At 67.0% G+C, this 25,240-nt stretch carries 25 protein-coding genes and 1 riboswitch; of the genes, 12 read left to right on the top strand and 13 right to left on the bottom strand.

Annotation, left to right across the window (positions count from 1 at the left end):
* Positions 1–11: 11 nt before the first annotated feature.
* Entirely contained in the window at positions 12–467 is a 456-nt protein-coding gene (locus AC5Y30_RS08205; protein WP_499917564.1) for a MaoC family dehydratase, read from the bottom strand.
* 133 nt (positions 468–600) lie between these two features.
* On the opposite strand from AC5Y30_RS08205, the gene AC5Y30_RS08200 reads away from it, so the two are divergent.
* Complete coding sequence (locus tag AC5Y30_RS08200; RefSeq protein ID WP_499917563.1) at positions 601–774, top strand: hypothetical protein; 174 nt, start codon at positions 601–603, stop codon at positions 772–774.
* Between the two features lie 39 nt (positions 775–813).
* Here AC5Y30_RS08200 and AC5Y30_RS08195 read toward each other — a convergent pair whose 3' ends face one another.
* The 3 genes from AC5Y30_RS08195 to AC5Y30_RS08185 are packed head-to-tail and all read right to left on the bottom strand — an operon-like array spanning position 814 to position 2,205.
* The gene (locus AC5Y30_RS08195) at positions 814–1,215 is read right to left on the bottom strand and encodes a DUF302 domain-containing protein (protein ID WP_499917562.1); all 402 of its coding nucleotides are present in this window, start codon (positions 1,213–1,215) and stop codon (positions 814–816) included.
* A 36-nt stretch (positions 1,216–1,251) separates the two neighbouring features.
* Positions 1,252–1,863, bottom strand: coding sequence for a DsbA family protein (locus AC5Y30_RS08190; protein WP_499917561.1), 612 nt, complete (start codon positions 1,861–1,863; stop codon positions 1,252–1,254).
* A 33-nt stretch (positions 1,864–1,896) separates the two neighbouring features.
* Entirely contained in the window at positions 1,897–2,205 is a 309-nt protein-coding gene (locus AC5Y30_RS08185) for a metal-sensitive transcriptional regulator (protein WP_499917560.1), read from the bottom strand.
* A gap of 93 nt (positions 2,206–2,298) precedes the next feature.
* On the opposite strand from AC5Y30_RS08185, the gene AC5Y30_RS08180 reads away from it, so the two are divergent.
* The 5 genes from AC5Y30_RS08180 (at position 2,299) to ag85C (ending at position 6,212) form a co-directional block, all read left to right on the top strand.
* Complete coding sequence (locus AC5Y30_RS08180; protein ID WP_499917559.1) at positions 2,299–2,796, top strand: metallophosphoesterase family protein; 498 nt, start codon at positions 2,299–2,301, stop codon at positions 2,794–2,796.
* A gap of 68 nt (positions 2,797–2,864) precedes the next feature.
* The gene (locus tag AC5Y30_RS08175) at positions 2,865–3,317 is read left to right on the top strand and encodes a MarR family winged helix-turn-helix transcriptional regulator (RefSeq protein ID WP_499917558.1); all 453 of its coding nucleotides are present in this window, start codon (positions 2,865–2,867) and stop codon (positions 3,315–3,317) included.
* Positions 3,314–4,144, top strand: a complete 831-nt coding sequence (locus AC5Y30_RS08170; protein WP_499917557.1) for an ATP-binding cassette domain-containing protein — start codon at positions 3,314–3,316, stop codon at positions 4,142–4,144. Before AC5Y30_RS08175 ends, AC5Y30_RS08170 begins: the two co-directional genes overlap by 4 nt.
* A complete protein-coding gene (locus AC5Y30_RS08165; protein ID WP_499917556.1) occupies positions 4,134–4,952 on the top strand; it encodes an ABC transporter permease in 819 nt (272 codons plus the stop codon). Before AC5Y30_RS08170 ends, AC5Y30_RS08165 begins: the two co-directional genes overlap by 11 nt.
* A gap of 234 nt (positions 4,953–5,186) precedes the next feature.
* Complete coding sequence (gene ag85C / locus AC5Y30_RS08160) at positions 5,187–6,212, top strand: diacylglycerol acyltransferase/mycolyltransferase Ag85C (RefSeq protein WP_499917555.1); 1,026 nt, start codon at positions 5,187–5,189, stop codon at positions 6,210–6,212.
* 38 nt (positions 6,213–6,250) lie between these two features.
* Here the strand turns inward: ag85C and AC5Y30_RS08155 are convergent, their stop codons facing one another.
* The 4 genes from AC5Y30_RS08155 to AC5Y30_RS08140 form a co-directional block, all read right to left on the bottom strand.
* Positions 6,251–6,955: a YoaK family protein gene (locus AC5Y30_RS08155; protein WP_499917554.1), complete on the bottom strand. Its 705-nt coding sequence runs from the start codon at positions 6,953–6,955 to the stop codon at positions 6,251–6,253.
* Positions 6,956–7,013: 58 nt separating this feature from the next.
* Positions 7,014–8,363, bottom strand: coding sequence for a maltokinase N-terminal cap-like domain-containing protein (locus tag AC5Y30_RS08150; protein WP_499917553.1), 1,350 nt, complete (start codon positions 8,361–8,363; stop codon positions 7,014–7,016).
* Positions 8,364–8,463: 100 nt separating this feature from the next.
* Complete coding sequence (gene treS / locus AC5Y30_RS08145; protein WP_499917552.1) at positions 8,464–10,236, bottom strand: maltose alpha-D-glucosyltransferase; 1,773 nt, start codon at positions 10,234–10,236, stop codon at positions 8,464–8,466.
* A gap of 121 nt (positions 10,237–10,357) precedes the next feature.
* Complete coding sequence (locus AC5Y30_RS08140; protein WP_499917551.1) at positions 10,358–11,440, bottom strand: S1C family serine protease; 1,083 nt, start codon at positions 11,438–11,440, stop codon at positions 10,358–10,360.
* A 162-nt stretch (positions 11,441–11,602) separates the two neighbouring features.
* Between AC5Y30_RS08140 and AC5Y30_RS08135 the strand changes: the two genes are divergently transcribed.
* Together AC5Y30_RS08135 and AC5Y30_RS08130 are read left to right on the top strand one after the other, a co-directional pair.
* A complete protein-coding gene (locus AC5Y30_RS08135) occupies positions 11,603–12,019 on the top strand; it encodes a TIGR03668 family PPOX class F420-dependent oxidoreductase (protein WP_499917550.1) in 417 nt (138 codons plus the stop codon).
* Between the two features lie 144 nt (positions 12,020–12,163).
* On the top strand, positions 12,164–14,323 hold the full coding sequence (locus tag AC5Y30_RS08130; RefSeq protein ID WP_499917549.1) for an elongation factor G-like protein EF-G2: 2,160 nt from the start codon (positions 12,164–12,166) through the stop codon (positions 14,321–14,323).
* Positions 14,324–14,329: 6 nt separating this feature from the next.
* Here the strand turns inward: AC5Y30_RS08130 and AC5Y30_RS08125 are convergent, their stop codons facing one another.
* Positions 14,330–15,916 carry a FadD7 family fatty acid--CoA ligase gene (locus tag AC5Y30_RS08125; protein WP_499917548.1) on the bottom strand — a complete coding sequence of 529 codons (1,587 nt, stop codon included), beginning with the start codon at positions 15,914–15,916 and terminating at the stop codon, positions 14,330–14,332.
* A 238-nt stretch (positions 15,917–16,154) separates the two neighbouring features.
* Between AC5Y30_RS08125 and oxc the strand changes: the two genes are divergently transcribed.
* On the top strand, positions 16,155–17,906 hold the full coding sequence (oxc, locus tag AC5Y30_RS08120) for an oxalyl-CoA decarboxylase (protein ID WP_499917547.1): 1,752 nt from the start codon (positions 16,155–16,157) through the stop codon (positions 17,904–17,906).
* On the opposite strand, the gene AC5Y30_RS08115 is transcribed toward oxc, so the two are convergent.
* The gene (locus AC5Y30_RS08115; RefSeq protein ID WP_499917546.1) at positions 17,890–18,822 is read right to left on the bottom strand and encodes a LysR family transcriptional regulator; all 933 of its coding nucleotides are present in this window, start codon (positions 18,820–18,822) and stop codon (positions 17,890–17,892) included. The genes oxc and AC5Y30_RS08115 overlap by 17 nt on opposite strands.
* 384 nt (positions 18,823–19,206) lie before the next feature.
* On the opposite strand from AC5Y30_RS08115, the gene AC5Y30_RS08110 reads away from it, so the two are divergent.
* Positions 19,207–19,962: a L,D-transpeptidase gene (locus AC5Y30_RS08110; protein WP_499917545.1), complete on the top strand. Its 756-nt coding sequence runs from the start codon at positions 19,207–19,209 to the stop codon at positions 19,960–19,962.
* Between the two features lie 250 nt (positions 19,963–20,212).
* Here AC5Y30_RS08110 and AC5Y30_RS08105 read toward each other — a convergent pair whose 3' ends face one another.
* Positions 20,213–20,824 carry a hypothetical protein gene (locus AC5Y30_RS08105; RefSeq protein ID WP_499917544.1) on the bottom strand — a complete coding sequence of 204 codons (612 nt, stop codon included), beginning with the start codon at positions 20,822–20,824 and terminating at the stop codon, positions 20,213–20,215.
* 182 nt (positions 20,825–21,006) lie between these two features.
* On the opposite strand from AC5Y30_RS08105, the gene AC5Y30_RS08100 reads away from it, so the two are divergent.
* Positions 21,007–21,951: an NADP-dependent oxidoreductase gene (locus tag AC5Y30_RS08100; protein WP_499917543.1), complete on the top strand. Its 945-nt coding sequence runs from the start codon at positions 21,007–21,009 to the stop codon at positions 21,949–21,951.
* On the opposite strand, the gene AC5Y30_RS08095 is transcribed toward AC5Y30_RS08100, so the two are convergent.
* Both AC5Y30_RS08095 and AC5Y30_RS08090 read right to left on the bottom strand, forming a co-directional pair.
* The gene (locus AC5Y30_RS08095; RefSeq protein ID WP_499917542.1) at positions 21,943–23,733 is read right to left on the bottom strand and encodes an NRAMP family divalent metal transporter; all 1,791 of its coding nucleotides are present in this window, start codon (positions 23,731–23,733) and stop codon (positions 21,943–21,945) included. The two genes, AC5Y30_RS08100 and AC5Y30_RS08095, sit on opposite strands and share 9 nt — an antisense overlap.
* Positions 23,734–23,842: 109 nt before the next feature.
* Positions 23,843–24,058 carry a hypothetical protein gene (locus AC5Y30_RS08090; RefSeq protein ID WP_499917696.1) on the bottom strand — a complete coding sequence of 72 codons (216 nt, stop codon included), beginning with the start codon at positions 24,056–24,058 and terminating at the stop codon, positions 23,843–23,845.
* A 232-nt stretch (positions 24,059–24,290) separates the two neighbouring features.
* A riboswitch (M-box (ykoK) riboswitch) is annotated at positions 24,291–24,470 on the bottom strand.
* 108 nt (positions 24,471–24,578) lie between these two features.
* Here AC5Y30_RS08090 and AC5Y30_RS08085 point away from each other — a divergent pair.
* The gene (locus AC5Y30_RS08085; RefSeq protein WP_499917541.1) at positions 24,579–25,238 is read left to right on the top strand and encodes an O-methyltransferase; all 660 of its coding nucleotides are present in this window, start codon (positions 24,579–24,581) and stop codon (positions 25,236–25,238) included.
* Positions 25,239–25,240 lie beyond the last annotated feature (2 nt).

Raw genomic sequence — 25,240 nt, 5'->3', positions numbered from 1 at the left:
AGGCGCGGGTTTTATGCGACGAAGCGAACCACGCTTTCGGCCACGCACGCCGGCTTGGCCGATCCCTCGATCTCGACGGTGGTCGAGATGGTCGCCTGCACGGCGCCGTTACCCACGTCGTCGACGCTGACCAACGAACTCTGGGCGCGTACCCGGGAGCCGACCGGAACCGGGGCGGGGAATCGAACCTTGTTGAGGCCGTAGTTGATTGCCAGCTTGATGCCGTTGACGGTGTAGATCTGGTGCTGCAGCTGGGGCAGCAGCGCCAAGGTCATGAAACCGTGGGCGATGGTCTTGCCGAACGGGCCCGACGCGGCCCGTTCCGGGTCGACGTGAATCCACTGGTGATCGCCGGTCGCGTCGGCGAACAGGTTGACGTCTTCCTGGGTGATGGTGACCCAGTCGCTGTGCCCGAGGTCTTCGCCCGCGGCCGCGGCAAGTTCGGTGACTGATTCGAAGGTGCGCATTCGATGTTCTCCTTGGCTTCGGCTGCTAACAATAGCGCCGTGGCTCCACGTCGTGGCCGGAGGTCGCCGTTTCATCTCGGCTGTCGAGGGAACCCCACGGGGGAACTCCCCCTCCCCAGAAAAGGAAGCCACCATGCCAGATCACAAGGGCCACAAGGCCGAGGAAGACGTGGACGCTGAGAACCACCAGACTCAGTCCCGCGCCGCCGCGGGCGAGGAAGACGGCTCGTATGTGGGGGCTGCGGGTTCGGATGACTCGTTCGACGCCGGTGAGTCGGGCGCCGAAGCGCGCAGCCAAGACGGCTAGTCGGGCCGGCGAGCGCTTGCGCCCGCGCGGCTATCCGGGTTATCCCAGCGCGCCGATCGCCGCTTGCAGCTTGGCGGTGGCCTGGTCGGCGACTTCCTGCAGAGCTCCCTGCTCGCCCGTCACCTTGACCATGAGTTGGGGATCCATCGCTTCGACCAGAACCGCATCGGCATCACCGGCGGGATCGGACCGCACCACCACGTTGCACGGCAACAGCTGGCCGATCTGGCGATGAATGCCCAGCGCGCGATGCGCGAGCGTGGGGTTGCAGGCGCCCAAGATGAGGTAATCCTCCATGTCCTCGCCCAGCTTCTGCTTCAGCGTGGCCTTGACGTCGATTGTCGTCAGGACGCCAAAACCCTGATCCGCCAACGCCTTTGTCGTCCGGTCCACCGCATCCTCGAACGAGGTGTGCAGCGTGGTGCTCAACGTCGATGTCATTCTTTCCTCCTTGTTTCAGCGTCGACGCTCGTGCGGCTAGGCCGCGCGTGGCCGTTGCAGTTGGGCAAACTGCGGAATCGCGGCCAAGGTCGCGATCGCATCGAACAGCGCGGTGGCGGCATCGGAATCCGGAAGCCCGGTCAGCACAGGCCCGAAGAATGTGTGGTCGCCGATCCGCAGAATGGGGCTGCCCCCGGTCTCACCGAGTGCCTTTTGGCCCTCCTCATGCTGGGTCCGGATGAAGTCGTCCAGGGACGCGTCGGAGACCGCCGCCGCTTCTGCGCCGCGGGCCCCCGCCGCCATCAAGACCTGCGCGACGAGGTCGCCGCTGACAGGCTCTGAGCGGTCGAAGTGTCGCTCGCCGAAGGCGAAATACGCCGCGTTCCATCCCGCGTCGCCATGGTCGCGCGCTATAGCGGCCATCAGCCAGCCGATCTGCCGCGAGTCACGCATGTGGGCCTGCTGCGCGGGTGACAACTCCCGACCCTCGTTGAGAACCGCCAGGCTCATCAGGTGCCAGTCGATCGCCAGTCCAGTCTTCTCTGCGACGGCGCGGAGCCAACGTGCGGTGTTCCACGAGTACGGACACACCGGGTCGAGCCAGAGCGTCACCGTCGGTCGGGTCCGGTCATTTTTCGCGGAGGACATTGCTTTTCACCCCTCTCTCGGCAGCGTGGCCCTTCAGGCCAGGCTCAGGAACAGTTTCTCGAGGTCATCGATGGAGACGGCCGGCTTAGCGGCCGGCCGCGCGATGCAGTCACGCAGCCCGGACGCGATGATCTTGAAGCCCGCGCGATCGAGGGCCTTCGAGACGGCCGCCAACTGGGTCACGACGTCCTTGCAACTGCGACCCTGCTCGATCATCGAGATGACGCCCCCGAGCTGACCGTGCGCCCGCCGTAACCGGGCGAGGACGGCGTCGATGTCCCCGGCGTCGTGCTTGGCGACATCCGTGTTGTGCGATCCGCTGCCGTTACCTTCGCTTCCCATGCGTCCTGTATACCATACCCCGTAGGGTATATAGCCCTGATCGTCCCGCCGGGTCCGGGCAACGATGCGCGCGATTTGGCGCAAGATGGGGCTGTGAGGCTGCTGTTGATCGCCGATACCCACATCCCGAAAAGGGCCCGCGACCTGCCCGCGCCGGTATGGAACGCGGTGTCCGAGGCCGACGTCGTCGTCCACGCCGGCGACTGGATAGCGCGGGAGTTCCTCGACGAGCTCGAGGCGCGGGCGGCCCGGCTGGTGGGCTGCTGGGGAAACAACGACGGCCCGGCGTTGCGGGCGAGGTTGCCCGAACGTGCGGACGTACGGCTGGCGGGGGTCCTGTTCACCGTCGTGCACGAGACCGGCGCCGCGAGCGGACGCGACGCCCGGATGTCGCGGCTCTACCCCGACAGTCAGGTGCTGGTCTTCGGGCACAGCCACATCCCGTGGGACACCACCACCGAGACCGGGTTGCGCCTGCTCAATCCCGGGTCGCCGACGGACCGCCGCAGGCAACCGTTCTGCACCTACATGACCGCGAACGTCGACGACGGCGAGCTGACCGACGTCGTGCTGCATCGCCTTCCCCGGTAGCGGGTACATAACCCACGCATAGCTTCTCCACATAAATAGCTCGGCTACAGAGGTATTATGGGGTGCATATGAAATCACGCACTGATGTGGCGGGCGAGCTCTTTGGAGTCGTCGGCAGGTTCCGTCGGCAGCTGCGCAGGTCGGCCGGCCGCGGATTCGACTCGTCGCGACTCTCCGAGTCTCAATCGGAGCTGTTGTGGCTGGTCGGGCGTCGGCCGGGTATTTCGGTCAGCGCCGCGGCGGCCGAGCTCGGCCTGGTGCCCAACACCGCTTCCACCCTGGTCACCAAGCTGGTGTCCGGCGGGCTATTGCTGCGGACGGCGGGAGACACCGACCGCCGGGTCTGCCAACTTCGGCTTGCCGAGCCCGCCCAGCAGGTCGTCGACGCATCCCGCGCCACCCGGCGGGCATTGCTGTCCGAGGTGATCGGCGAACTGGATGACGACGAAATCGATTCTTTGACAAAGGGATTGGAGGTCCTCGACACGATGACCCGAAAACTGCGAGAGCGGCGACCATGAGCGGATCGCTGCCGATGGCGGTCGACGGCCGAAACCTGACCTATCGCTATGGCCAGTTCACCGCCGTCGATGACGTGACCCTGCAGGTGCGCCCTGGCGAGACCATGGGACTGCTGGGGCCCAATGGCGCCGGCAAGACCACCATGGTCCGGATGCTGACCACGCTGACACCCGTGCAGCACGGCGAACTGCGTATCTTAGGGATGGACGCGCGCCGCCAAACCACCGACATCAGAAGCAATATCGGCTATGTGCCGCAACAGCTTTCGATCGAGCCCGCGCTCACCGGCCGGCAGAATGCGGCGTGGTTCGCGCGGTTGTACGGCGTGCCCCGCAGCGAGCGCGCCGACCGCGTCGATCAGGCGCTGTCCGCCATGGATCTCATGGAGGTGTCCGACCGGCTGGCGTCGTCGTACTCCGGCGGCATGGTGCGCCGCCTCGAGGTGGCCCAGGCGCTGGTCAACCGCCCGTCGCTGCTGGTGCTCGACGAACCAACCGTCGGTCTGGATCCGATTGCGCGGGACGGGGTGTGGGGGCAGGTGCAAAAGATGCAGGCCCAGTTCGGCATGACCGTCCTGCTGACCACCCACTACATGGAGGAGGCCGACGCGCTGTGCGATCGGGTCGCGCTGATGCATCGCGGTCAGCTGCGGGCCGTCGGCACCCCCGACAGACTGAAGGCGACGGTGTCGCCGTCGGCCACCCTCGAAGACGTATTCCGCCACTACGCGGCGTCGGGTTTGGACGAAGAAGAAGACCCAGGGGAAGCCAACGGGTCCATTCGCGAAATCCGTTCCAGCAGAAAGGTGGCGCGTCGTGTCGGTTGATAGCGCCGCGGCGGGCTCGCTGGTCCTCGCCCCGCGTGGCTGGCAACGAGTCGGTGCGCTGTCCAGCCGCATCGGAGCATTCGCGATCGTCGAACTGCAGAAGCTGCAACACGACCGGACCGAGCTCGTCACCCGGATGGTGCAGCCCGCGCTGTGGCTGTTGATCTTCGGGACCACGTTCAGCCACCTGCATGTCATCCCCACCGGATCGGTGTCGTATCTGGCGTTTCTGGCGCCGGGGATCATCGCCCAGTCGGCGCTGTTCATCTCCATTTTCTATGGGATACAAATCATTTGGGATCGAGACGCCGGAGTGCTGGCCAAACTCATGGTGACGCCGGCCCCGGCGTCGGCACTGATCACCGGCAAGGCGTTCGCCGCCGGCGTCCGTTCGGTGGCCCAGGTGGTCGGGGTGCTCGCGTTGGCGTACGTGATGGGCGTCGGCCTGACGGTCAATCCGCTGCGGATTCTGGCGGCGATGGCCATCGTCATGCTCGGCGCCGCATTCTTCGCCTGCCTGTCCATGACCCTGGCCGGTCTGGTGCGCAACCGCGACCGCCTGATGGGGATCGGCCAGGCGATCACGATGCCGCTGTTCTTCGCGTCCAACGCGCTGTACCCGGTCGACGTGATGCCGACGTGGCTGCACGTGCTGAGCAAGGTCAATCCACTCAGTTACGAGGTGAACGCACTGCGCGGGCTGCTGATCGGCACCCCGTTCAACCCCGTGGACATCGTCGTGCTGGTGGTGGCAGCCGTCCTCGGAATCGTCACGGCATCAACACTTTTACGTCGCCTGGTCGCCTGAGGCACTGCGGTCGCGATAGCGCATGCGCCATCGCAGCGCAAGGGTTGCGCAGGGTTCCGAGAGACGATCGTGACCCGACTGTGACGATGTCTGCGCGACGCTCAATCGTTAGCTAACCGCGATCTGTCATCCCGGCCGCGACAACGGGATTCGGCGCTCTCGCTGTGTTTCACTCCCCGAGAACAGATTCGACCGCACCTTGCGGCAGATGAAAGTTGGGATGGGTAGAGAGCTATGTCGTTCTTCGAAAAGTTGCGTGGCGCAGCGGCTACCATGCCGCGCCGACTGGCGATCGCGGCTGTGGGTGCCTCCCTGCTGTCCGGTCTCGCGGTAGCCTCCGGCGGCTCCCCCGTCGCGGGGGCCTTCTCCAAGCCCGGCCTTCCGGTGGAATACCTCGAGGTGCCCTCGCCGTCGATGGGCCGCAACATCAAGGTTCAGTTCCAGGGCGGCGGATCGCACGCCGTCTACCTGCTCGACGGCCTGCGCGCGCAGGACGACTACAACGGCTGGGACATCAACACCCCAGCGTTCGAGGAGTTCTACCAGTCCGGCCTGTCGGTGATCATGCCGGTCGGCGGCCAGTCCAGCTTCTACAGCAACTGGTACCAGCCGTCGTCGGGTAACGGACAGAACTACACCTACAAGTGGGAGACCTTCCTGACCCAGGAGATGCCCCTGTGGATGCAGGCCAACAAGCAGGTCTCCCCGGCCGGCAACGCCGCGGTGGGCCTGTCGATGTCGGGCGGCTCCGCGCTGATCCTGGCGGCCTACTACCCGCAGCAGTTCCCGTACGCCGCCGCGCTGTCAGGCTTCCTCAACCCCTCCGAGGGGTGGTGGCCCACCCTGATCGGGCTGGCGATGAACGACGCGGGCGGCTACAACGCCAACAGCATGTGGGGCCCGTCCAGCGACCCGGCGTGGAAGCGCAACGACCCGATGATCCAGATTCCGCGACTCGTCGCCAACAACACCCGCCTCTGGGTCTACTGCGGGAACGGCACCCCCAGCGACCTCGGCGGCGACAACATGCCGGCGAAGTTCCTGGAGGGCATGACGCTGCGCACCAACGAGCAGTTCCAGAACAACTACGTGGCCGCCGGCGGACGCAACGGGGTGTTCAACTTCCCTGCCAACGGGACGCACTCCTGGCCCTACTGGAACCAGCAGTTGGTCGCGATGAAGCCCGATATCCTGCAAACCCTCAACACGGTCAACGCCGCACCGGCTAGCGCGCCCACCGCTAACCCTCCCGCGGCTTAAGGCCAAAGCCAGCATCGGCAGTAGCGCACCGGTCAGCGCTACTGCCGATGCTCTTTTCCCGCCTGCTGGAGCAGGGCTCGGCGATCGGAGTGGAAATACGTGTAGCCGGTCGTCAGCCCGCACACGACGGTGGCTATCACCAGCATCCACGTCCCGTTCACGAACAGGCTGATCAAGCCACCCACGGCCGCGCCCACCACGAGGCTCGCGAACATCAGGAAATAGCCCAGCCAGTCCGCCGCCGTCCCACCCGCGATGTGACGCTCGATGCCCTGGCCCATCTTGACCAGCGTGCCGGTCACATAGCTCAGCGGGACCGACACCTCACCGTCCTTGACGAACGATGTGTTCAAAGCCCCAATCCCGAATGCCACCAACATGATCGGTGCAAAGTCGAGCAGATTCTCCTCCCAGCCTTCGTCGACGACGTCGACCAAGGTGGCCGCCGCCAAACTGAATGTCGTCAACACCGTCGGTCCGTGCGGGTGCGCCACCCAGAGATGTCGCCGGCACACCGACGCGATTATCACGCCGGCGACGAAGCACAGAATCAACACCGCCGCGGAGATCGAGAGCACCACGTCGCCGCGAAAGAACCCCAGCGCCGCGCGTTGCGCGTTGCCGGTCATGAACGTCACGAAGTATCCGGCGGAATGCGTATAGGCGGTCGCCCCCAAGATCCCGGCAAGCACTGCCAGCACCCACGACAGGCGCGATTCGCTGTTGTTGATTTCACTCGGCACCCGCACATGTTTTCAGACATCGGCCATCCGCGCAGCGGACGGCCGAGGCGGCAGCCCGCTAGGCAGCGGTAAGACGTGCGATGGAACGCAACGGGATTGGCAGCCAGCCCGGCCGGTGCCGCGCCTCGTAGCCGGCCTCGTAGACGGCCTTGTCCAGCTCGTAGGCGGCCAGCAGCTGCGCCGAGTCGCGCGGATCGATCCCCGAGGCGGCCGCGTAGCCGTCGCAGAATGCCGTCCGGTTGCGCTCGACCCACTCCCGGGCGCGCGCCGCCAATTGCTTGTCATCCGCGTGGTCCACCAGCGGTCCGTAGGCGGCGTAGTCGAACGACCGCAGCACGCCGGCCACGTCCCGCAACGCTGAGTCGGGCGCACGGCGCTCCTCGAGCGGCTGTCCGGGCTCGCCCTCGAAGTCGATCAGCAACCAGCGCTCCGGCGTGCGCAGCACCTGGCCCAGGTGCAGATCGCCGTGGATGCGCTGCACGGTGATCGTCTCCGAGACCAACTTCTGAAATCGCTCTTCGATCGTCGCCGCGTGCTCCTCGAGCGCGGGAACCTGCGCCACCGTCGAGGACAGCCGCGACAGCACGTTGTCCACCGGGAAAACGGCCTGCGAGGTGCCCAGGGCCTCGGCCAGGGTGGCGTGCACCGACGCCACGGCCTCGCCGAGCCGGTAGGACTCCCCGGCGAAGTCGCCGCCGACCTCGTAAGCGTAGAGATCGCCTTCGGCGAACAGGTCGCGGACGCTGGCGGTGGCCATCGCCCAGCCTTCGGCGGAATTCGCGGCGAATTCCGTGACCATGCCCAGCGGCCATGCCGCGTCGGCGCCGCCGTCCGAACCCGCCATCTCGTAGCTTCCCAGCAGCCGCGCGACGTGCGGGTTACCGGCCCGGCCCAGCACGCGGTTCAGCTCGACGTCGGGGTTGATGCCGCTGCTGACTCGGCGGAAGACCTTGAAGATGGCGTCGCGGTCGAAGATGACGCTGGTGTTGGACTGCTCGGCATCGGATACGTGCGCCATCGCCTCCAGGGGCAGCTTCGCATCCGGTTCCTTGGCGAAGTTGATCTCGGTGCCCGACGCGCCGCGCGAGGCCGACGAGTCGATGAGCGAGAGCAGGAACCGCGGCGCAACGGCGTCGTACATCGCGTCGAAGGCCGTCCGGTCGTCGACGGCGCCGATGGTGGCGACGTTGCTGTATTCGGAGACCGGGGGAGCGTCCCAGCGCACGATCACCTGGTAGCGGTGCCGGGAACCGTCGGCGTAGACGGCGTCGACGAGCACCAGGTCGAGGCCGTCGTCGAGCGGGACGACCACGCTCGCCTCGGCGCTGGACAGTTCGCGGTTGCGTCCTGCGTACCAACGTTGCTGTGGAAGCCACTCAGACCAAGGCAGCTTGGCCGGCTGAGTCATTTGCGCCACTCCTTCTCATCGGCTCCGTTCCCCGCCAGCGGATGCGCTCCCCGCGAGGCTGGGGAGTACCCCCACGGCATCGCCGCGGCGCGAGCCCTCATCATGAATCCTCCTCGCATCCGGTCAACTGGAACCAGTAGAACCCGTGTCCGGGGAGTGTGAGCAGGTAGGGCAGGTGACCGATGCGCGGAAACTCCACCTGTCCGGTCAGCTCGATCGGCGTGCAACCGCTCCAATGCTGCAGATTCAGTTCGATCGGCTGGGGGAAACGCGACAGGTTGTTGACGCACAGGACGGTGTCACCGTCGTCGGACACCTGCCGCACGAAGGCCAGCACCGAGGGGTTCGAGCCGCCCAGCTCCTCGAAGGTCCCGATCGCGAAGGCCTCGTGACGGCGCCGCACGGCCAGCATCGTCCGGGTGAAGTTGAGCAGCGACGTGGAGGTGTCGCGTTGCGCCTCCACGTTGACCGCCTGGTATCCGTAGACGGAATCCTGGCTGGGCGGCAGATAAAGCCGGCCCGGGTTGGCCTTGGAGAAGCCCGCGTTGCGGTCCGGTGTCCACTGCATCGGTGTGCGCACCCCGTCGCGGTCACCCAACCAGATCACGTCGCCCATGCCGATCTCGTCGCCGTAGTACAGCACCGGCGAGCCGGGCAGCGACATCAGCAGCGCGGTGAACAGCTCGATCTGGTTGCGGTCGTTGTCCAGCAGCGGCGCCAGCCGGCGGCGGATCCCGACGTTCGCCTTCATCCGCGGATCCTTGGCGTACTCGGAATACATATAGTCACGCTCTTCGTCGGTGACCATCTCCAGCGTCAACTCGTCGTGGTTGCGCAGGAAGATCCCCCACTGCGCCATATCGGGGATCTCGGGCGTCTGGGCCAGGATCTCCGAAATCGGAAAGCGCGATTCCCGGCGCACCGCCATGAAGATGCGCGGCATCAGCGGGAAGTGAAACGCCATGTGGCATTCGTCGCCGCCGGTGGTGGCGTCGCCGAAGTACTCGACGACGTCGGCCGGCCACTGGTTGGCCTCGGCCAGCAGCACCCGGCCGGGGAATTCGTCGTCGATGACTTTGCGAACCCGCTTGAGGAAGGCGTGCGTCTCGGGCAGGTTCTCGCAGTTGGTGCCCTCGCGCTCGAAGAGGTAGGGCACCGCGTCCAGGCGGAATCCGTCGATACCGAGCTCGAGCCAGAACCGGAGCACGTCGATCATGGCTTCCTGCACGGCGGGGTGGTCGTAGTTCAGGTCGGGCTGATGGGAGAAGAACCGGTGCCAGTAGAACTGCTTGCGCACCGGGTCGAAGGTCCAGTTCGACTCCTCGGTGTCGATGAAGATGATCCTCGCATCGGTGTACTTCTCCGCGGTGTCGCTCCAGACGTAGAAGTCGCCGTACGGGCCGTCGGGGTCGTGCCGCGACTCCTGAAACCAAGGGTGCGAATCGGAGGTGTGGTTCATCACCAGGTCGGTGATGACCCGGATGCCCCGCTCGTGCGCGGCGTTGAGCAGCGCGACGAAATCCTCGACCGTGCCGAACTCGGGCAGCACCTTGTAGAAGTCCCGGATGTCGTATCCGCCGTCTCGCAGAGGCGAGTCGTAGAAGGGTGGCAGCCAGATGCAGTCGATGCCCAGCCACTGCAGGTAGTCCAGTCGTTGCAGCAGCCCGCGCAGGTCGCCGGATCCGTCGGCATTGCCGTCCAGGAAGGCCCGCACCAGCACCTCGTAGAACACCGCGTGCTTGAACCACGTGGGGTCGGTGGGCAGCGCGGCGGCGTTGTTGAAGTCCTCGGCGTCGGGGTGCTCCACGACGCCGTCCTGGACGTGACTGCCCCCCTCGGGATGGTGCTCGACAGCTTCTCTTGCGTCGTTCATCAAATCCACGATGCCACGGGTACCCTAGGCGCCACTTTCGGAATCACGCACCTACGTTTACGTCGAAACACGCCCGCTCGCAAACGATTTGGCCACCGGCCCGGTCCCGTCGGCGCGGCTGTCAGGCCGGTGGCCCCTCCGCCAGGGTGATGTCCACGGTGTGATCGCCGCCATTGTTGGACCGGTAGTGCACGGCGATGGTGTCCCCCGGGTGATGCGGGACGAGCACCCCGGTCATGGACGTCGCGCCGTTGATCGCGACGTTGTCGACGCCGGTGATGACGTCGCCGGGCGCGATGCCGGCGGCCGCCGCGGGGCCGGTGCTGACGACGCGCTGCACCAGCGCGCCGTTGCCGTTGTTGTCCATCACACCCAGGCCCAGGAAGGCGGTGGGACCGATGTGAACCGTGTTCGAGCCGGCGCCCGACCGGATCTGGCCGGCAACCCCCATCGCGCGTCCGATGGGAATGGCGAAGCCCTGCCCGCCGGACATCTTGTAGCTGTCGGTGGCGGCGGTGTCCACGCCGATCACCTGCCCGGCGCTGTTCACCATGGGACCACCGGAGTCACCGGGCTTGATCGGGGCGTCCGCCTGGATCAGGCCACCCAGGTTCTCCTGCGCGCCGGTCAGCGTGTCGGTCGCCGAGACGCTCTGGTTGAGCGCGACGACCTTGCCGGCCACGGCGTTGGGCGTGCCGCCCTGGCCGCCGACGTTGCCGAGCGCGACGATCGGCTCTCCCACGGTCGCCGCGCCCCCGATCGCGGCGGTGGGAAGGCCGGCCGCGCCGCGAAGCTGCAGCACCGCGATGTCCTGGGTGCGGTCGTAGCCGACCACGTCAACGGCGTAGCTCTGGCCGTTGCCGACGGCGAATGCGCTGATGTCGGTGGCGCCCGAGATCACGTGGTTGTTCGTCAACACGACCCCGTTGGGATCGATCACGATGCCGGTTCCGGCGCCCACCGCGTTGTTGTAGCCGAATTTGGTGTCGATGTTGACCACCTGCGGCCCCACCTGACCGACCGCCGCCGACGGGTCGAGTGGCGCCAGGGGGCGGTCGGTGAACCGATCCAGCGTCAGGTTGGACGGTGACGCCGAAGCCGGCGCAAGGCCCACGCCGGACCCCAGACCAAGCCACAGTCCGGCCACCGTCAGCACGCTGACCAACCATGACCACAGGACCGGGCGGTGGTGCGGTTTGCTCATCGGTGTCACCCTCCTGCTTCGCGGTAGAGAACAAATTGTCCCGGCCTCAGGCTCTTGGCGGCACATGTGTGTGTATATAACCGTAATGCAGGTAGCTATGCACGGCATGGGTGAGGTTCTGACCAGCCCGTCTGCAGCTACCGCGCGTCTTAAGCTGACACGGTGGGCGAATTCGAACCCAAGGCCAGCTTCGGCCGGGCCCCGGTGGCCCGACTGGCGACGGTCACGCCCGGCGGCCTGCCGCACCTGGTGCCGGTGGTGTTCGCCGTCGCCGCCGACGACGGCGACGTGGTCTACACGGCCGTCGACGCGAAGCCGAAAACGACACAGCGGCTGCGCCGCCTGACCAACATCGACAGCAACCCCCGGGTGAGCCTGCTCGTGGATCACTACGCCGACGACTGGGCCCAGCTGTGGTGGGTGCGCGCCGACGGCGTCGCCACCGTCCACACCCACGGTGACGCCGTTGAGCTCGGGCGCCTGCTGCTACGAGCGAAATACCCACAGTATCAATCGGTTTCGCTGGACGGCCCGGTGATCGAGGTCGCGGTGCGGCGTTGGTCCAGCTGGCATCACTGAGCGCCGGCTCGGCGGGGCCGCCCACCGCCGTGGCGGCTGATTCGGTCCGACGGTCTTGTGGTCGACCGAAGTTGGGTGGATGGTAGCTAGATAGGTGCTGGCTAGGACAGCAATGGCGCGCCCCGGGCAACCTGGAGGAAAGTCATGGCCGACAGGACAAACGCTTCCCAAGGAGCGGGGAACGCTCCTACCGCCAACGGTCCCGACGAAATCCGCAACGTGGTGCTGGTCGGTCCGTCGGGTGGGGGCAAAACCACACTCGTAGAAGCCCTGTTGGTCGCCGCCGGTGTGCTGACCCGGAGCGGTTCGGTGGCCGACGGCAGCACGGTTTGCGATTACGACGACGCCGAGATCCGACAACAACGGTCGGTGGGCGTCGCGGTGGCATCCCTGTCGCACAACGGCATCAAGGTGAACCTGGTCGACACTCCCGGATACGCCGACTTCGTCGGCGAGTTGCGGGCGGGGCTACGCGCCGCGGATTGCGCGCTGTTCGTCATCGCGGCCAACGAAGGCGTCGACCAGCCCACCAAATCGCTTTGGCAGGAATGCGACCAGGTCGGCATGCCCCGCGCCGTGGTGATCACCAAGCTCGACCACGCCAGGGCAAATTATTCCGACGCGTTGGCCGCCGCGCAGAATGCGTTCGGCGACAAGGTTTTACCGCTGTACCTGCCTACCGGCCTGCCCTCCTGCCACGGCCTGATCGGGCTGTTGTCGCAAACGCGGTACGAATACACCGACGGCAAACGCACCGTGCAACCGCCGGACCCCTCCGACGCCGAGCAGATCGAGGAGGCGCGCGGCGCCCTGATCGAGGGAATCATCGAGGAGTCCGAGGACGAGTCGCTGATGGAGCGCTACCTCGGGGGCGAGGTCATCGACGAGTCCGTGCTGATCCAGGATCTCGAGCGCGCGGTCGCCCGGGGATCGTTCTTTCCGGTGATCCCGGTCTGCAGCGGCAGCGGCGTGGGCACCCTGGAGTTGCTGGAGGTCGCCACTCGCGGCTTCCCGTCGCCGATGGAACACCCGCTGCCGGAGGTCTTCACCCAGGTCGGTGCGCCGCACGCCAGCCTGACGTGTTCGCCGGACGCCCCCTTGCTCGCGGAGGTGGTGAAGACGACGTCGGACCCGTACGTCGGCAGGGTCAGCCTGGTCCGGGTGTTCGCCGGGACCATCAGGCCCGACACGACGGTTCATGTGTCGGGCCACTTTGCGTCGTTCTTCGGCACCGGCAACGGCAGTGGTCATGCGCATCCCGACCACGACGAGGACGAGCGCATCGGGGTGCTGTCCTTCCCGCTGGGCAAGCAGCAGCGCCCGGCGCAGGCGGTGGTGGCCGGTGACATCTGCGCGATCGGCAAACTGAGCCGCGCGGAAACCGGTGACACGCTTTCGGATAAGTCCGAGCCGTTGGTATTGAAGCCCTGGACCATGCCCGAGCCGCTGCTGCCGATCGCTATCGCGGCCCACGCCAAGACCGACGAGGACAAGTTGTCGGTGGGGCTGGGCCGGTTGGCCGCCGAAGACCCGACGCTGCGGATCGAGCAGAACCAGGAGACCCACCAGATCGTGCTGTGGTGCATGGGCGAGTCCCACGCGGGCGTGGTGCTGGAGGCGCTGGCCAACCGGTACGGCGTCACCGTCGACACCGTGGAACTGCGCGTTCCCCTGCGAGAGACGTTCGCCGGCAAGGCCAAAGGCCACGGGCGCCACGTCAAGCAGTCCGGCGGGCACGGCCAGTACGCGGTGTGCGACATCGAGGTGGAGCCGTTGCCGGAAGGTTCCGGGTTCGAGTTCGTCGACAAGGTGGTCGGCGGGGCGGTGCCGCGGCAGTTCATCCCGAGCGTGGAGAAGGGCGTGCGGGCCCAGATGGAGAAGGGCGTGCACGCGGGCTACCCGGTGGTCGATATCCGGGTCACGCTGCTCGACGGCAAGGCGCACAGCGTCGACTCGTCGGACTTCGCGTTTCAGATGGCGGGCTCGCTGGCGTTGCGGGAGGCCGCCGCGGTGACCAAGGTGGCGCTGCTCGAGCCCATCGACGAGATTTCGGTGCTGGTGCCCGACGACTTCGTCGGTGCGGTGATGGGTGATCTGTCCAGCCGGCGGGGGCGGGTGCTCGGCTCCGACACCGCGGGCAACGAGCGCACCGTGGTCAACGCCGAGGTGCCGCAGGTGGAGCTGACCCGCTATGCCATCGACCTGCGGTCCCTGGCCCATGGGGCCGCGTCGTTCACCCGGTCCTTCGCCCGCTACGAACCCATGCCGGAATCCGCGGCCGCCCGACTGAACGCCGCCGTCTAGAACTCCTCAGCTTTTGCGGCCGAACCGCTCCGTCACCGCGCGCCGGTCCAGCGAACCCTTCGCGGTGTGCGGCAACTCGGCGGTCAGTTGAAACTCGGCGGGCACCTCGAAGGGTGCCAGGCGGTCACGGCAGAACGCCGTCAGTTCGTCGGCCGTCGGGGCGGCGGATCCACGCGCGACGATGACCGCGGCCACGGACTCGCCGTACAGCTTGTCCGGCACGCCGAACACGCCGACCTCCAGCACGTCGGGGTGGGTGGCCAGGATGCCCTCGACGCGCTCCGGCGAAATCTTCTCGCCGCCCCGGTTGATGAGCTCCTTGATGCGGCCGCGGATGACGAGGTCACCGGCCGGCGACAGCGTTCCGAGGTCGCCGGTGTGCAACCACCCTTCGGTGAAGTTGGCGGCGGTGATGGACGGGTCGCCGAGGTAGCCGCGCACCACGGTCGGGCCGTGCAGCCAGACTTCGCCGACCGCGTCCGGCGGCAGCGCCTGGCCGTCGGGTCCGACGATCCGGATTTCCGGTCCGGTCGACCGGCCGACGAGTCCGGGTGTGGCACCGGGGTTTTCAGTGTGGCCGGCACCGCCGATGGCCGTCGTCGCCACCTGGTGGGTCGACTCGGTCATCCCGAAGGCGCACACCACCGGCGCCGAGAAGGTGTCGTGCAGCGCCTGCGCGGTCTCGGCGGTCAGCGGTGCGCTGCAACTGCGGATGAACCGCAGGGCGTGCGAGCCGCTCGGCTGCTCGGTTCGGGCGCGCTCCAGCAAGATCTGATGAATCGTCGGGACGGCGGTGTACCAGGTGGCCCCGACGGCCTCGATGTCGTCCCAGAAGGTGTGCGCCGAAAACTTTCCCCGCGCCGGCAGCAACACCGCTCCCCCGGACACCAGGGTGCCCAGCAGCGCGGCGAGCAGACCGTGCCCGTGGTAGAGCGGCATCACCGCCACCGTCGCGTCCTGTGCATCAAGCCCATAGCCCGCGATGATGGCCGCCACCGAGCGAGCGATGTTGTGGCGCGTCCACGGAACCATCTTGGGCACACCGGTGGTTCCGCCGGTGAACATGATCATGGCGTCGTGCTCGCGCAGCCCCTCCGGTGTCGACACGTCACGCCGGGGTGCCGCGGTGACGTCCAGGCTGACCGTCGCGGCGGTGCCGTCAGACCCGACGGCCACCGCGACCGGCCAGGACGGCAAGCCGTCCGGTGCGGTCGCATCGCTGTCGCCGGGCTGGTCGACCAGCACCGCCCGGGCGCCCACCGCCGCGCTACGGGCACGCTGTTCGGCGAGGGGCAGGGCCGGATCCAGCGGAACCACAACGAGATCCGCACGCGACGCCCCCAGTAGCCCGACGACGAATTCGGCGTTACTGCCGGCGCGCAGCGCCACCCGGTCGCCGCGCAGCAAGCCGGCGGCCTTCAGCTTCGCGGCCAGGTCATCGACCAGCCGGAGCAGATCGCGATAGTCGACCCGTAGGTGATCGGCGGTGACCACCAGCGCGCGCGCCTCCGACGATCGGCGTGCCGCCGCCTCGACCAGATCGGCGATGCTCGCGGATTCTGTCGACCCCCCGCCGCCGTCATTCGACCCCATCGCCGAACTCCTTCCACTCTTGCCATCGATGCCACCCTGCCGGTCGGCTTTCTGGTGCGTCCAATACCGATTCGCTCACTATCGATAACCGGGGGCTATTAACTCCCGTAGTGTGGCCGTGACCTGTGACGATAGCCAACATAAATCGAGGGATAGTGCCCTCGTCTTGGACACGTGGGATGCGCCGGGGTCACAGTGATGGCCAAGGCCGTACCGCACAGCACCCGAGGAGTCGCCCATGTCCACCGCTTCGGTACCTCCGAACCCGAGGGGCCTGATCGACGGCTTTCACCTCGTGGTGGACGCGCTGATGGCCAACGACGTCGAGACGATCTACGGCATCGTCGGCATCCCGATCACCGACCTCGCCCGAGTCGCGCAGGCGTCGGGAATCCGCTACATCGGTTTCCGGCAGGAATCCTCGGCCGGCAACGCCGCCGCCGCCGCCGGATTCCTCACCCGGCGTCCCGGCGTCTGCCTCACGACCTCCGGACCCGGGTTCCTCAACGCCCTGCCCGCGCTGGCGAACGCCACGACGAATTGCTTTCCGATGATCCAGATCTCCGGCTCCAGCAATCGGGCGCTGGTGGACCTGCAGCGAGGCGATTACCAGGACCTCGACCAACTCAACGCGGCGAAGCCGTTCGCCAAGGCCGCCTATCGGATCAATCGGATCGAAGACATCGGGCGCGGGGTCGCGCGCGCCATCCGCACCGCGGTCTCCGGACGGCCCGGCGGCGTCTATCTGGACATCCCCGGTGAGGTTCTGGGTCAGGCCATGAACGCAGACGCCGCGGCGAGGACGGTCTGGCGCATCATCGACCCCGCCCCCCGACAGCTGCCGGCTGCGGACGCCGTCGAACGCGCGCTGGACGTGCTGGCTCAAGCGCAGCGACCGTTGATCGTGCTGGGCAAGGGCGCCGCGTATGCCCAGGCCGACAATGTGATTAGGAAATTCGTCGAGGCCACCGGTATTCCTTTCCTGCCGATGTCGATGGCCAAGGGGCTGCTCCCCGATTCGCACCCGCAGTCCGCCGCGGCCGCCCGCTCCCTGGCGATCTCGCGCGCCGATGCGGTCCTGCTGGTCGGCGCCCGACTGAATTGGCTTCTGGGGCATGGGGAGTCACCGCAGTGGAGCCGTGACGCCAAATTCGTCCAGGTGGACATCGCCGCGTCCGAGTTCGACAGCAACCAGCAGGTCGCGCCGCTGGCCGGAGACATCGGCTCGGTGATGTCCGGCCTGTGTGACGGCGTGGCCGCCCGCCCGATCACCGCGCCGCCGCAATGGACGGGCGAGCTGGCCGAGCGCACGGCACGCAACGACGCCAAGATGCGCGAGCGCCTGGCCCAAAACCCGCACCCCATGCGGTTTTACAACGCGCTTGGTGCGATTCAGTCTGTGCTGCAGGACAACCGGGACGTGTACGTCGTCAACGAAGGCGCCAACGCGCTCGATCTGGCCCGCAATGTCATCGACATGGAGCTGCCGCGGCACCGGCTGGACACCGGAACCTGGGGCGTGATGGGCATCGGGATGGGATATGCCATCGCCGCTGCGGTCGAGACCGGCAAGCCGGTGGTCGCAATCGAGGGGGACAGCGCGTTCGGCTTCAGCGGCATGGAGATCGAAACCATCTGCCGCTACCGGCTGCCGGTGACCGTGGTCATCCTCAACAACGGCGGTGTCTACCGCGGTGACGAGGCCACACCCGGTGCGGCCGCCGCGAGATCCGACCCGGCCCCGACCGTGCTGAACGCCCGGGCGCGCCACGAACTGATCGCGGACGCGTTCGGCGGCAAGGGCTATCACGTCACCACCCCGTCGGAGCTGCGCACGGCGCTGACAGAGGCGATCGGCTCCCGGGCGCCCTCACTCATCGACTGCGAACTCGACCCGGCGGCGGGGGTCGAAAGCGGGCATCTGTCCAACCTGAACCCGGCCAGCGCCGCCACCGCCCCACCGGCGGCGGCGCTCAGCGACGGTGGGTAAGCCCCAGCAACTGCGCGTCGAAAAACTCGTTGAGCGAAAGCTGTTCGGCGGATGTGGCCAGCGCGCGGGCGATCGGCGATCCGGGTCCGCTCGAGCTGGTGGCCAGGGCGACATCGGCCTTGAGCACCGGGTCGACCATTTCCACCGCCCGGATGGCCGGCCCCAGCGGCGACGTCCACAGCCACGTGTGCGGCACGATCGACGCCCAGTTGCCCGCCGAGACCTGAGCGAATAACGATGCGACGGAATCGGTTTCGACCTGCGGGCTGACGGTGAGGGAATGATCGGCGAACGACTTGTCGATGATCTGGCGATCACGCATCGCGGTAGTGAGCAACGCCAGCGGCAGTTGCGCGGCCTCCACCCAGGTCATCGTCGTCGCGCCGGATCCCACCATGACCGCCGGCGCTAGCAGCACATATCGCTCCTGGTACAGCGAAACCAGATTCACGTCGTGTGCTTCTTCCGGCGCCGCATGCACGATGGCGGCATCGATCTCGAACTCGCGGAGCCGCCGGTACAGTTCGGTGGCCGCCAGCCGAGAGAGGATGTGCACCTTCACCAATGGGTGCGCCGAACAGAACGCGGAGAGCACCAGGGAAGCCGTGGTGGAGGCGGTGGGAACGGTGCCCAGCCGAAGTGTCCCGGTGACGCCCGAGCGTACGGCGTCCACTTCGGACTTGAACGCATCGTGTTCGGCGAGGATCCGCCTGGCCCACACCACCAGCCGCTCGCCTTCGGGAGTGAGGCCCTCGAAGCTGTGTCCGCGATTGATCAGCGTGACATTCAGTTCTCGTTCGAGCTTGGCGATCGCGGCCGAGAGCGCCGGCTGGGAGACAAAGCATTTCTCGGCCGCCCGGGCGAAGTGCCGCTCGGAAGCGACCGCCACAAAGTACTCCAGTTGACGGAACAGCACCCGCACTCCTCGGGTTCGGGCTGGGCCTCTCGGGCACCGATCCGCTGAGGCTAGCGCGTTGCCGACTGGCGGGCCAAGCCGAAGTTTGCGCCACCGCCATCGCGGCTATCCGTATGAATTCGGCCTTTCGGGCTGCTCGTAACACCGCGACCGCGAAAACCGAAGCGCTGGTACCGGTTTCACGCAACTGCGGCTCAGGCTTGCGCAACTTCCGCGGCACGCGGGACCCACCCGGATGCGCTCCGACGCGCGTGAACTCAATCGGTGATCAAATCGTTACCGTGACGACCGCGCCAAGCTGTCATTGTTTGCTGAAAACGGTGATCAGCGGGTAACCAGTAGAATATCGGTGTGCTAATCACGCCATCTCGAAGGGTGGACGCTATGCGTCGGGGTGTTCGTTATCTATTTGTTATGGTCGCGATCACAGCTGTGGGCCTGGTGGCACCGGTCGGTCGCAGCACCGCGGCCGTGCCACAACCACAGCCCGCCCCCGAGGTCGCCTCGATTTTGCCCGCTAATGGCGCCTCGGTGGGCGTCGCCCATCCGGTCGTGGTGACCTTCGCCGCTCCGGTGGCCGATCGGGCCGCCGTCGAACGGTCGATCCACGTCACGTCGCCCAGCGGCACCCCCGGACACTTCGAATGGATCCAGAGCACTGTCGTTCAGTGGGTACCCGACCAGTATTGGCCGGCCCACACCCACGTGCAGGTCGGCGTGCAGGCCCTGTCGACGGGCTTCGACACCGGCGATTCGCTACTCGGTGTCGCCAGCATCTCCAAGCACACCTTCACCGTGAGCAGGAACGGGGAGGTGCTGCGCACCATGCCGGCGTCGATGGGCAAGCCCAGCCGGCCCACCCCGATCGGCAGCTTCACGGCACTGGAAAAGCAGCGCACCGTGGTGATGGACTCGCGGACCATCGGTATCCCGCTCAGCTCGCCCGAGGGCTACAAGATCACCGCCTCCTACGCGGTGCGAGTCACCTGGAGCGGCGTCTACGTGCACTCGGCACCGTGGTCGGTCGATTCCCAGGGCTACGCCAACGTCAGCCATGGCTGCATCAACCTCAGTCCCGACAACGCCGCCTGGTACTTCAACGAGGTGAACGTCGGCGATCCTATCCAGGTCGTGGCCTGAGCGCCACCGCCTCATCGGCGGCGCGACCCGGGCTCCCCTACCGCCGGCACGGGCGCTGAAAGAAAGCGCGGGCTTTGCTGGGCGCCTACCCAATGCCGCAGCCGCGCCGTGGGTGCGCCGGCCCGATCGACGTGTTCCGTACCGCCGTGCCGGAGGCGAAAATCGTTGTGGACGACGACATTCCGCGTCTGTCGGCGGCGTGGACAGACGAGAACGTCGCGGATCTGGGCTTGGTGTAGTCGCTGCCAAGCTAGCCGGGTAGCCCTTTCTTCACCGCGGCATCCTGCTTGCGACCGATGTCGAGAGCGACGGCCGGATCGACCGGCTCGTTGGGCGGGCTGTCGAATTCCAGGGTGACCAGTGCCTTGCCTTCGGTGAAGACCAAAACGGTCATCGCTTGGGAGTTGTCCGGTGAGGTCCCCGAGATCATCACCCCGTTCGCGCCGACAGCAAGCGGTTGCCAACTACCGCTCACCTTGCCGTTGTAACTGCTTTGGGTGGAGGCTAATTCGGCGACCGCCGCGGGCGGATCGGCGGCGATGACGATGGTGTCCCACAGCCGCCGGCTGCTGTCCGCGTTGGCGAACAGCTGGGCGACGCCGGGCGCATTGTTGGGGTTGAGCAGGGGCGACTGCGGTGCTGTGAGCCCGCCGCCGACGTCGTTCGGCTTGATCAGCAGGGAGCCGTAGTCCGACGGCTGGACCGACGGCGGGCCGGTGACCGAGCTCGAACCGGTCGAAGCGGGAGAACTCGGCGCCGGCGCCGATGAGGGTTTGCCGTCGCCGCCGCATCCGGTGCTCGCGGCGCCGACCACGACGATGGCAGCGGCCCAGCCGGCGATGCCGATCCGATCAACTTGCACGCATGTCCTTCCACGTGTCATCGGTGTCCGGGCCTCCGCCGCGGCCCCCGACGCCGCCGGCGAAACACTGGTGTAAACCAGGGTCGCTACGAACATAGGCCCAGTCGACGCCCCCTGGGTAGCGGTTTGGCGCGCCTATGCTGGCGTGGACACGAGCATCCCCGCGCTGGAAGGAGATCGGTATGACGGCTGCAGCGGCGCGCGCAGTGCGGTTCGACCATTACGGGGGGCGTGAGGTGTTGTACGTCGCGGACATCGAGATGCCCTCCCCCGGGCCGGGCGAGGTCGTCGTCGAGGTGCGCGCGGCGGGGATAAATCCCGGCGAAGCCGGCATCCGGACCGGGGCGATGCACGAGATGTTCCCGGCGACCTTTCCCTCCGGCCAGGGCAGCGATCTGGCCGGCGTCGTCACCGCCGTGGCGCCCGGGGTCACCGAGTTTTCGGTCGACGACGAAGTCTTGGGCTTCAGCATGCGGCGGTCCAGCCACGCCACCCACACCGCGGTTCCCGTCAACCAGTTGATCCGCAAACCCGCCGAACTCAGTTGGGAGACGGCAGGTTCGCTGTACGTGGTCGGTGCGACCGCCTATGCTGCCGTGCGTGCCGTGGCGCCTCAAGCCGGTGAAACGATCGCCGTGTCGGCGGCCGCGGGCGGGGTGGGCAGCCTTGTCGTGCAGCTTCTGGCGTTGCGCGAGGCGCGAGTGCTCGGCATTGCGGGCCCGGGCAATGCCGGCTGGCTACGCGCGCATGGCGTCACCCCTATCGCCTACGGTGACGGGCTCGCCGAGCGGCTGCGTGACGCGGCACCGGACGGCATCGACGCATTCATCGACCTGTTCGGCCCTGACTACGTCCAGCTTGCCGTCGATCTCGGCGTGGCACCCGAGCGAATCGACACCATCATCTCGTTCCAGAAGGCGGGCGAGGTGGGCGCGAAGACCGAGGGCAGCATGGCAGCCTCGACACCCGAGGTGCTCGCCGAGATGGCCGACCTGATCGTTTCCGGCGCCATCGAATTCGACATCGCCGCGGCCTACCCGCTCGACCGGGTCGCCGACGCCTATGCCGAGCTCGAGCAGCGGCACACACACGGGAAAATCGTTCTGCTGCCGACCAACTCAGAATGAGGTGGCCGGCCCGACAACGCCGGCCTGCACGATCTTGATGATGACGAAAACGACGGCCACAACCAGGTAGCCCCGCAGGGTGAAGAGCCCCGCCCGGCGCATCGGTGACATCACTGGCCGATCGAGCAGCGCGAGGCTGGGGGTCTGCCAGCTCAACCGGTCCTGGCGCCGTACCGCCCGCCGCTCGGCACGCGTCAGCGACGAGGCGTCGTCGAGATCGTCGACCTCCCCCGGGTCGAGGCCGCCGCCGAGAGTGCGCACGATTGCTTCCGCCTCGGTCAGGTTCCGGTGTCGTCCGCCCACGATGATCATCACTGCACCGCCGACGACGCCGAGCACCGCACCGGTCGCGAGCCCGGCCTCGATGGTGGCGGTGGAGAGGCTGGGGAAGAAGGTGGCCGCCGTCAACGCCAGCGACAGCAGCACCAGGCACCACACGATGGTCCACGCAATGATGTTCTGCCGCACCGTATTCACCCACGGTCCCAGCACAGCCCGATCGTTGCACAACAACACCAAGAAGACCGTGGCCGAGGGCAGCAGCACGCCGGCCAGTGCCTGGACTCCCTGGGTCACCAGGCCCAGGATGTGGTCGGGGCTGAAGGAGACCGCTGCCGACACCGCCAGCAGTATCGCGTAGCCGCCGTAGAACAGCGGGGCCTCGCGGATCTTCCAATGCAGCGAGTGGCGCTTACCCATGGCATCACCGACCGCATACGTGGTCGCCAGGCCGACGGCATTGGCGCCGATCAGCGACGCGTCCAGCAGGACGATCGCGAACAGCACGCCCACCGTGGGGCCAAGATGCGTCGACAACCCCGACGCGACCGCGCCCGCATCGGTGAAGTGGCCCGCATCGGCCGTGCCCGTCAACCCGAACGCCGCGACGGCCATCAGCGCCGTCGCGCCGACCATCACCACGACGATTCCAATGGCCAAATCCGCTCGGCCGTAGGGAATCCAGCGGGCCGTGATGCGCTTGTCCACCACATTGGACTGCTGGAAGAACAGCTGCCACGGTGCGACCGTAGTGCCCACGATCGCGACCACCAGCAGCAACACCGTCGAGTTGAGCCCACCGGGAAACTGCGGGATGAGCCCGGCCGCGGTGGCTTTCGGGGTCGGATGCACCAGCAAGACCATCGGGAAGATCAGCACATTCACCGCAATCAGGAGGAACATCAACCTCTCCCAACGGCGGAACGATCCGCCCGCCACCGCGGCGAACAGCAGGACGGCCGCGGCGGGAACGGCGACGACCTTCGGGCAACCCAAAAACCCGAGAGCCAGTGAGACGCCGATGAATTCGGTGACGATGGTCAAGGCGTTCAGGATCAACAAGTCAGCGACGCTGAAGGCGCCCCAGAACTTGCCGAACCGCTCGAATATCAAGCGCGCGTGCCCAACCCGGGCCACTGCGCCTAGTCGCAGCACCATCTCCTGGTTCACGTACAGCACCGGAATCAGCAGTGCCAGCGTCCACAACAGGCCCATGCCGTAGTTCTGGCCGGCCTGCGCATAGGTCGCGACGCCACCGGCGTCGTTGTCGCCCACCATGACGATGAGTCCCGGTCCGGTGATGACCGCCAGTGTGCGCAGGCGCCGCCAACGCCCGCTGAAAGCCCCGTCCCCGTCGCGCCGGATGCGCCCGAACGCCCCGACGATGTCGCCGGCGTGCGCGGAATCCAGCTCGGCCGCGCGTTGCGGCGCGGAGCGTGCGCCTTCCGGCGCGGCAGCGGCCCGACCGGCCACCGGGGTGCGGCGGTCGTAGATCGAAGTCATCGAATCCTCGCTATCTCGAGCGGTTTTCAGCCACCAGTGAGGCGGTTGCGGCGCTCAACGTGCCTGCGGCGGCGAGCGGAGCTGTGCCGCCCGCCGCCGGGGCAGCATTTCAACGGTGGCTGCCGTCGGGACCCGAGACGTGGCCGCCCAGCGACGCGGTGACCATCGCGACCGGCATCCTCGAGACGTACAGGTTGGCGCGCTCCTGCGGGGTCAGGCTGGCGCGCAGGTGAAACCTGTTGGCCAGCAACCGGCCTGCACGCAGCATCGACCGGCCGCGCATCCCGGAGGCAGCGGAAAAACGGTGCATAACAACAAAAGCCATGATCTTCTCCTGACGGAGGCCCGGTCGGCGTCGGCACGGCGCGTCAGCCGCGAAACCAAGCGAGGTCAGGCGGTGCGAGAAATGCCGGAACCGGATCGGGACAAGACGGATTTCGGATAGGGACTATCGCCGGGACTCATCTCGCCCTCACCTCCTCACGGCCGGGACACACGCGGGTGTCACTACATTCACCTGAACGGGAGAGGCGGAAATGACCGACAATGCAGCGCCGGCCGCACCCCTCTCGTCGGAGCTTCGGCACTGCACGGCGTATCCAGACCCAGCCGATGGTCCAGAAGCCACTTGGGCTCAACCCTTAGTCCGGGAAGAGCTGTCCTGACCCGGGGCGTCTCTCGACGTTCGGGGTCAGTGGCCTGTGTCCATGCAGACGCCTCACCTACCGAGGTGCTTGCGGGGTCCATAGTGACACCGGGTCCGCAAGCTCGTCAAACCGCTTAACGGTTTCCTGACGGTTGCGCGCCCGGGCACCGCTCATGGGAAAAAGCCTAGGCTCAAACACATGACCACAACCTTGCAGGATTCCCGGGTCGCATCGACGCTCGACCGCATGTACGCCGAGTCGAAGAATCAGATGTCGCTGTTGCGTGAGCGGCGCGGCACCTTCGATCGGCCGATGACCACGCGAGAACGCACCGAGGCGATGAGCGAGTTCTACATTCCAGTGACACCGGAAGCCGGCCGGCTGCTGTATTCGCTGGTGCGAGCCACCCGCCCGGCCACCGTCGTGGAATTCGGGATGTCCTTCGGCATCTCCGCCCTGCATCTGGCCGCGGGGGTGCGCGACAACGGCGCCGGCCGGGTGGTGACCACCGAGCTCAGTGAGACCAAGATCGCGGCGGCGAAGAAGACATTCGCCGAGACGGGCCTGGACGATGTGATCACGATCCTGGAGGGCGACGCGCTGACCACGCTGGAAAGCCTGGACGGCGCAATCGATTTCCTGCTGCTCGACGGTTGGAAGGATCTGTATCTGCCCGTGATCGAGCTGCTGGAGCCTCGCCTGTCCACGGGTGCGCTGGTCATCGCCGACAACGCCAGCTCGGCCGACATGGCGCCCTATCTCGATCGCGTCCGCAACCAGGACAACGGCTACGTCAGCTTCAACTTCCAGGTCCGCGACAGCGACAGCATGGAGATCAGCTGCCGCACAAGCGGTTAGGG

It is taken from the genome of Mycobacterium sp. NGS27 (genome assembly GCF_059813005.1).
The sequence above is the reverse complement of the archived record's forward strand: the minus strand, read 5'-3'. Positions and strand labels throughout refer to the sequence as shown.

Excerpts from the sequence above, each read along its gene's own strand:
- AC5Y30_RS08095 (WP_499917542.1), bottom strand. The coding sequence starts at position 23,733 with ATGACTTCGATCTACGACCGCCGCACCCCGGTGGCCGGTCGGGCCGCT.
- treS (WP_499917552.1), bottom strand. The coding sequence starts at position 10,236 with ATGAACGACGCAAGAGAAGCTGTCGAGCACCATCCCGAGGGGGGCAGT.
- AC5Y30_RS08200 (WP_499917563.1), top strand. The coding sequence starts at position 601 with ATGCCAGATCACAAGGGCCACAAGGCCGAGGAAGACGTGGACGCTGAG.
- AC5Y30_RS08175 (WP_499917558.1), top strand. The coding sequence starts at position 2,865 with ATGAAATCACGCACTGATGTGGCGGGCGAGCTCTTTGGAGTCGTCGGC.
- AC5Y30_RS08110 (WP_499917545.1), top strand. The coding sequence starts at position 19,207 with ATGCGTCGGGGTGTTCGTTATCTATTTGTTATGGTCGCGATCACAGCT.
- AC5Y30_RS08190 (WP_499917561.1), bottom strand. The coding sequence starts at position 1,863 with ATGTCCTCCGCGAAAAATGACCGGACCCGACCGACGGTGACGCTCTGG.
- AC5Y30_RS08090 (WP_499917696.1), bottom strand. The coding sequence starts at position 24,058 with ATGGCTTTTGTTGTTATGCACCGTTTTTCCGCTGCCTCCGGGATGCGC.
- AC5Y30_RS08140 (WP_499917551.1), bottom strand. The coding sequence starts at position 11,440 with ATGAGCAAACCGCACCACCGCCCGGTCCTGTGGTCATGGTTGGTCAGC.
- ag85C (WP_499917555.1), top strand. The coding sequence starts at position 5,187 with ATGTCGTTCTTCGAAAAGTTGCGTGGCGCAGCGGCTACCATGCCGCGC.
- oxc (WP_499917547.1), top strand. The coding sequence starts at position 16,155 with ATGTCCACCGCTTCGGTACCTCCGAACCCGAGGGGCCTGATCGACGGC.
- AC5Y30_RS08125 (WP_499917548.1), bottom strand. The coding sequence starts at position 15,916 with ATGGGGTCGAATGACGGCGGCGGGGGGTCGACAGAATCCGCGAGCATC.
- AC5Y30_RS08195 (WP_499917562.1), bottom strand. The coding sequence starts at position 1,215 with ATGACATCGACGTTGAGCACCACGCTGCACACCTCGTTCGAGGATGCG.
- AC5Y30_RS08085 (WP_499917541.1), top strand. The coding sequence starts at position 24,579 with ATGACCACAACCTTGCAGGATTCCCGGGTCGCATCGACGCTCGACCGC.
- AC5Y30_RS08150 (WP_499917553.1), bottom strand. The coding sequence starts at position 8,363 with ATGACTCAGCCGGCCAAGCTGCCTTGGTCTGAGTGGCTTCCACAGCAA.
- AC5Y30_RS08130 (WP_499917549.1), top strand. The coding sequence starts at position 12,164 with ATGGCCGACAGGACAAACGCTTCCCAAGGAGCGGGGAACGCTCCTACC.
- AC5Y30_RS08205 (WP_499917564.1), bottom strand. The coding sequence starts at position 467 with ATGCGCACCTTCGAATCAGTCACCGAACTTGCCGCGGCCGCGGGCGAA.
- AC5Y30_RS08185 (WP_499917560.1), bottom strand. The coding sequence starts at position 2,205 with ATGGGAAGCGAAGGTAACGGCAGCGGATCGCACAACACGGATGTCGCC.
- AC5Y30_RS08170 (WP_499917557.1), top strand. The coding sequence starts at position 3,314 with ATGAGCGGATCGCTGCCGATGGCGGTCGACGGCCGAAACCTGACCTAT.
- AC5Y30_RS08100 (WP_499917543.1), top strand. The coding sequence starts at position 21,007 with ATGACGGCTGCAGCGGCGCGCGCAGTGCGGTTCGACCATTACGGGGGG.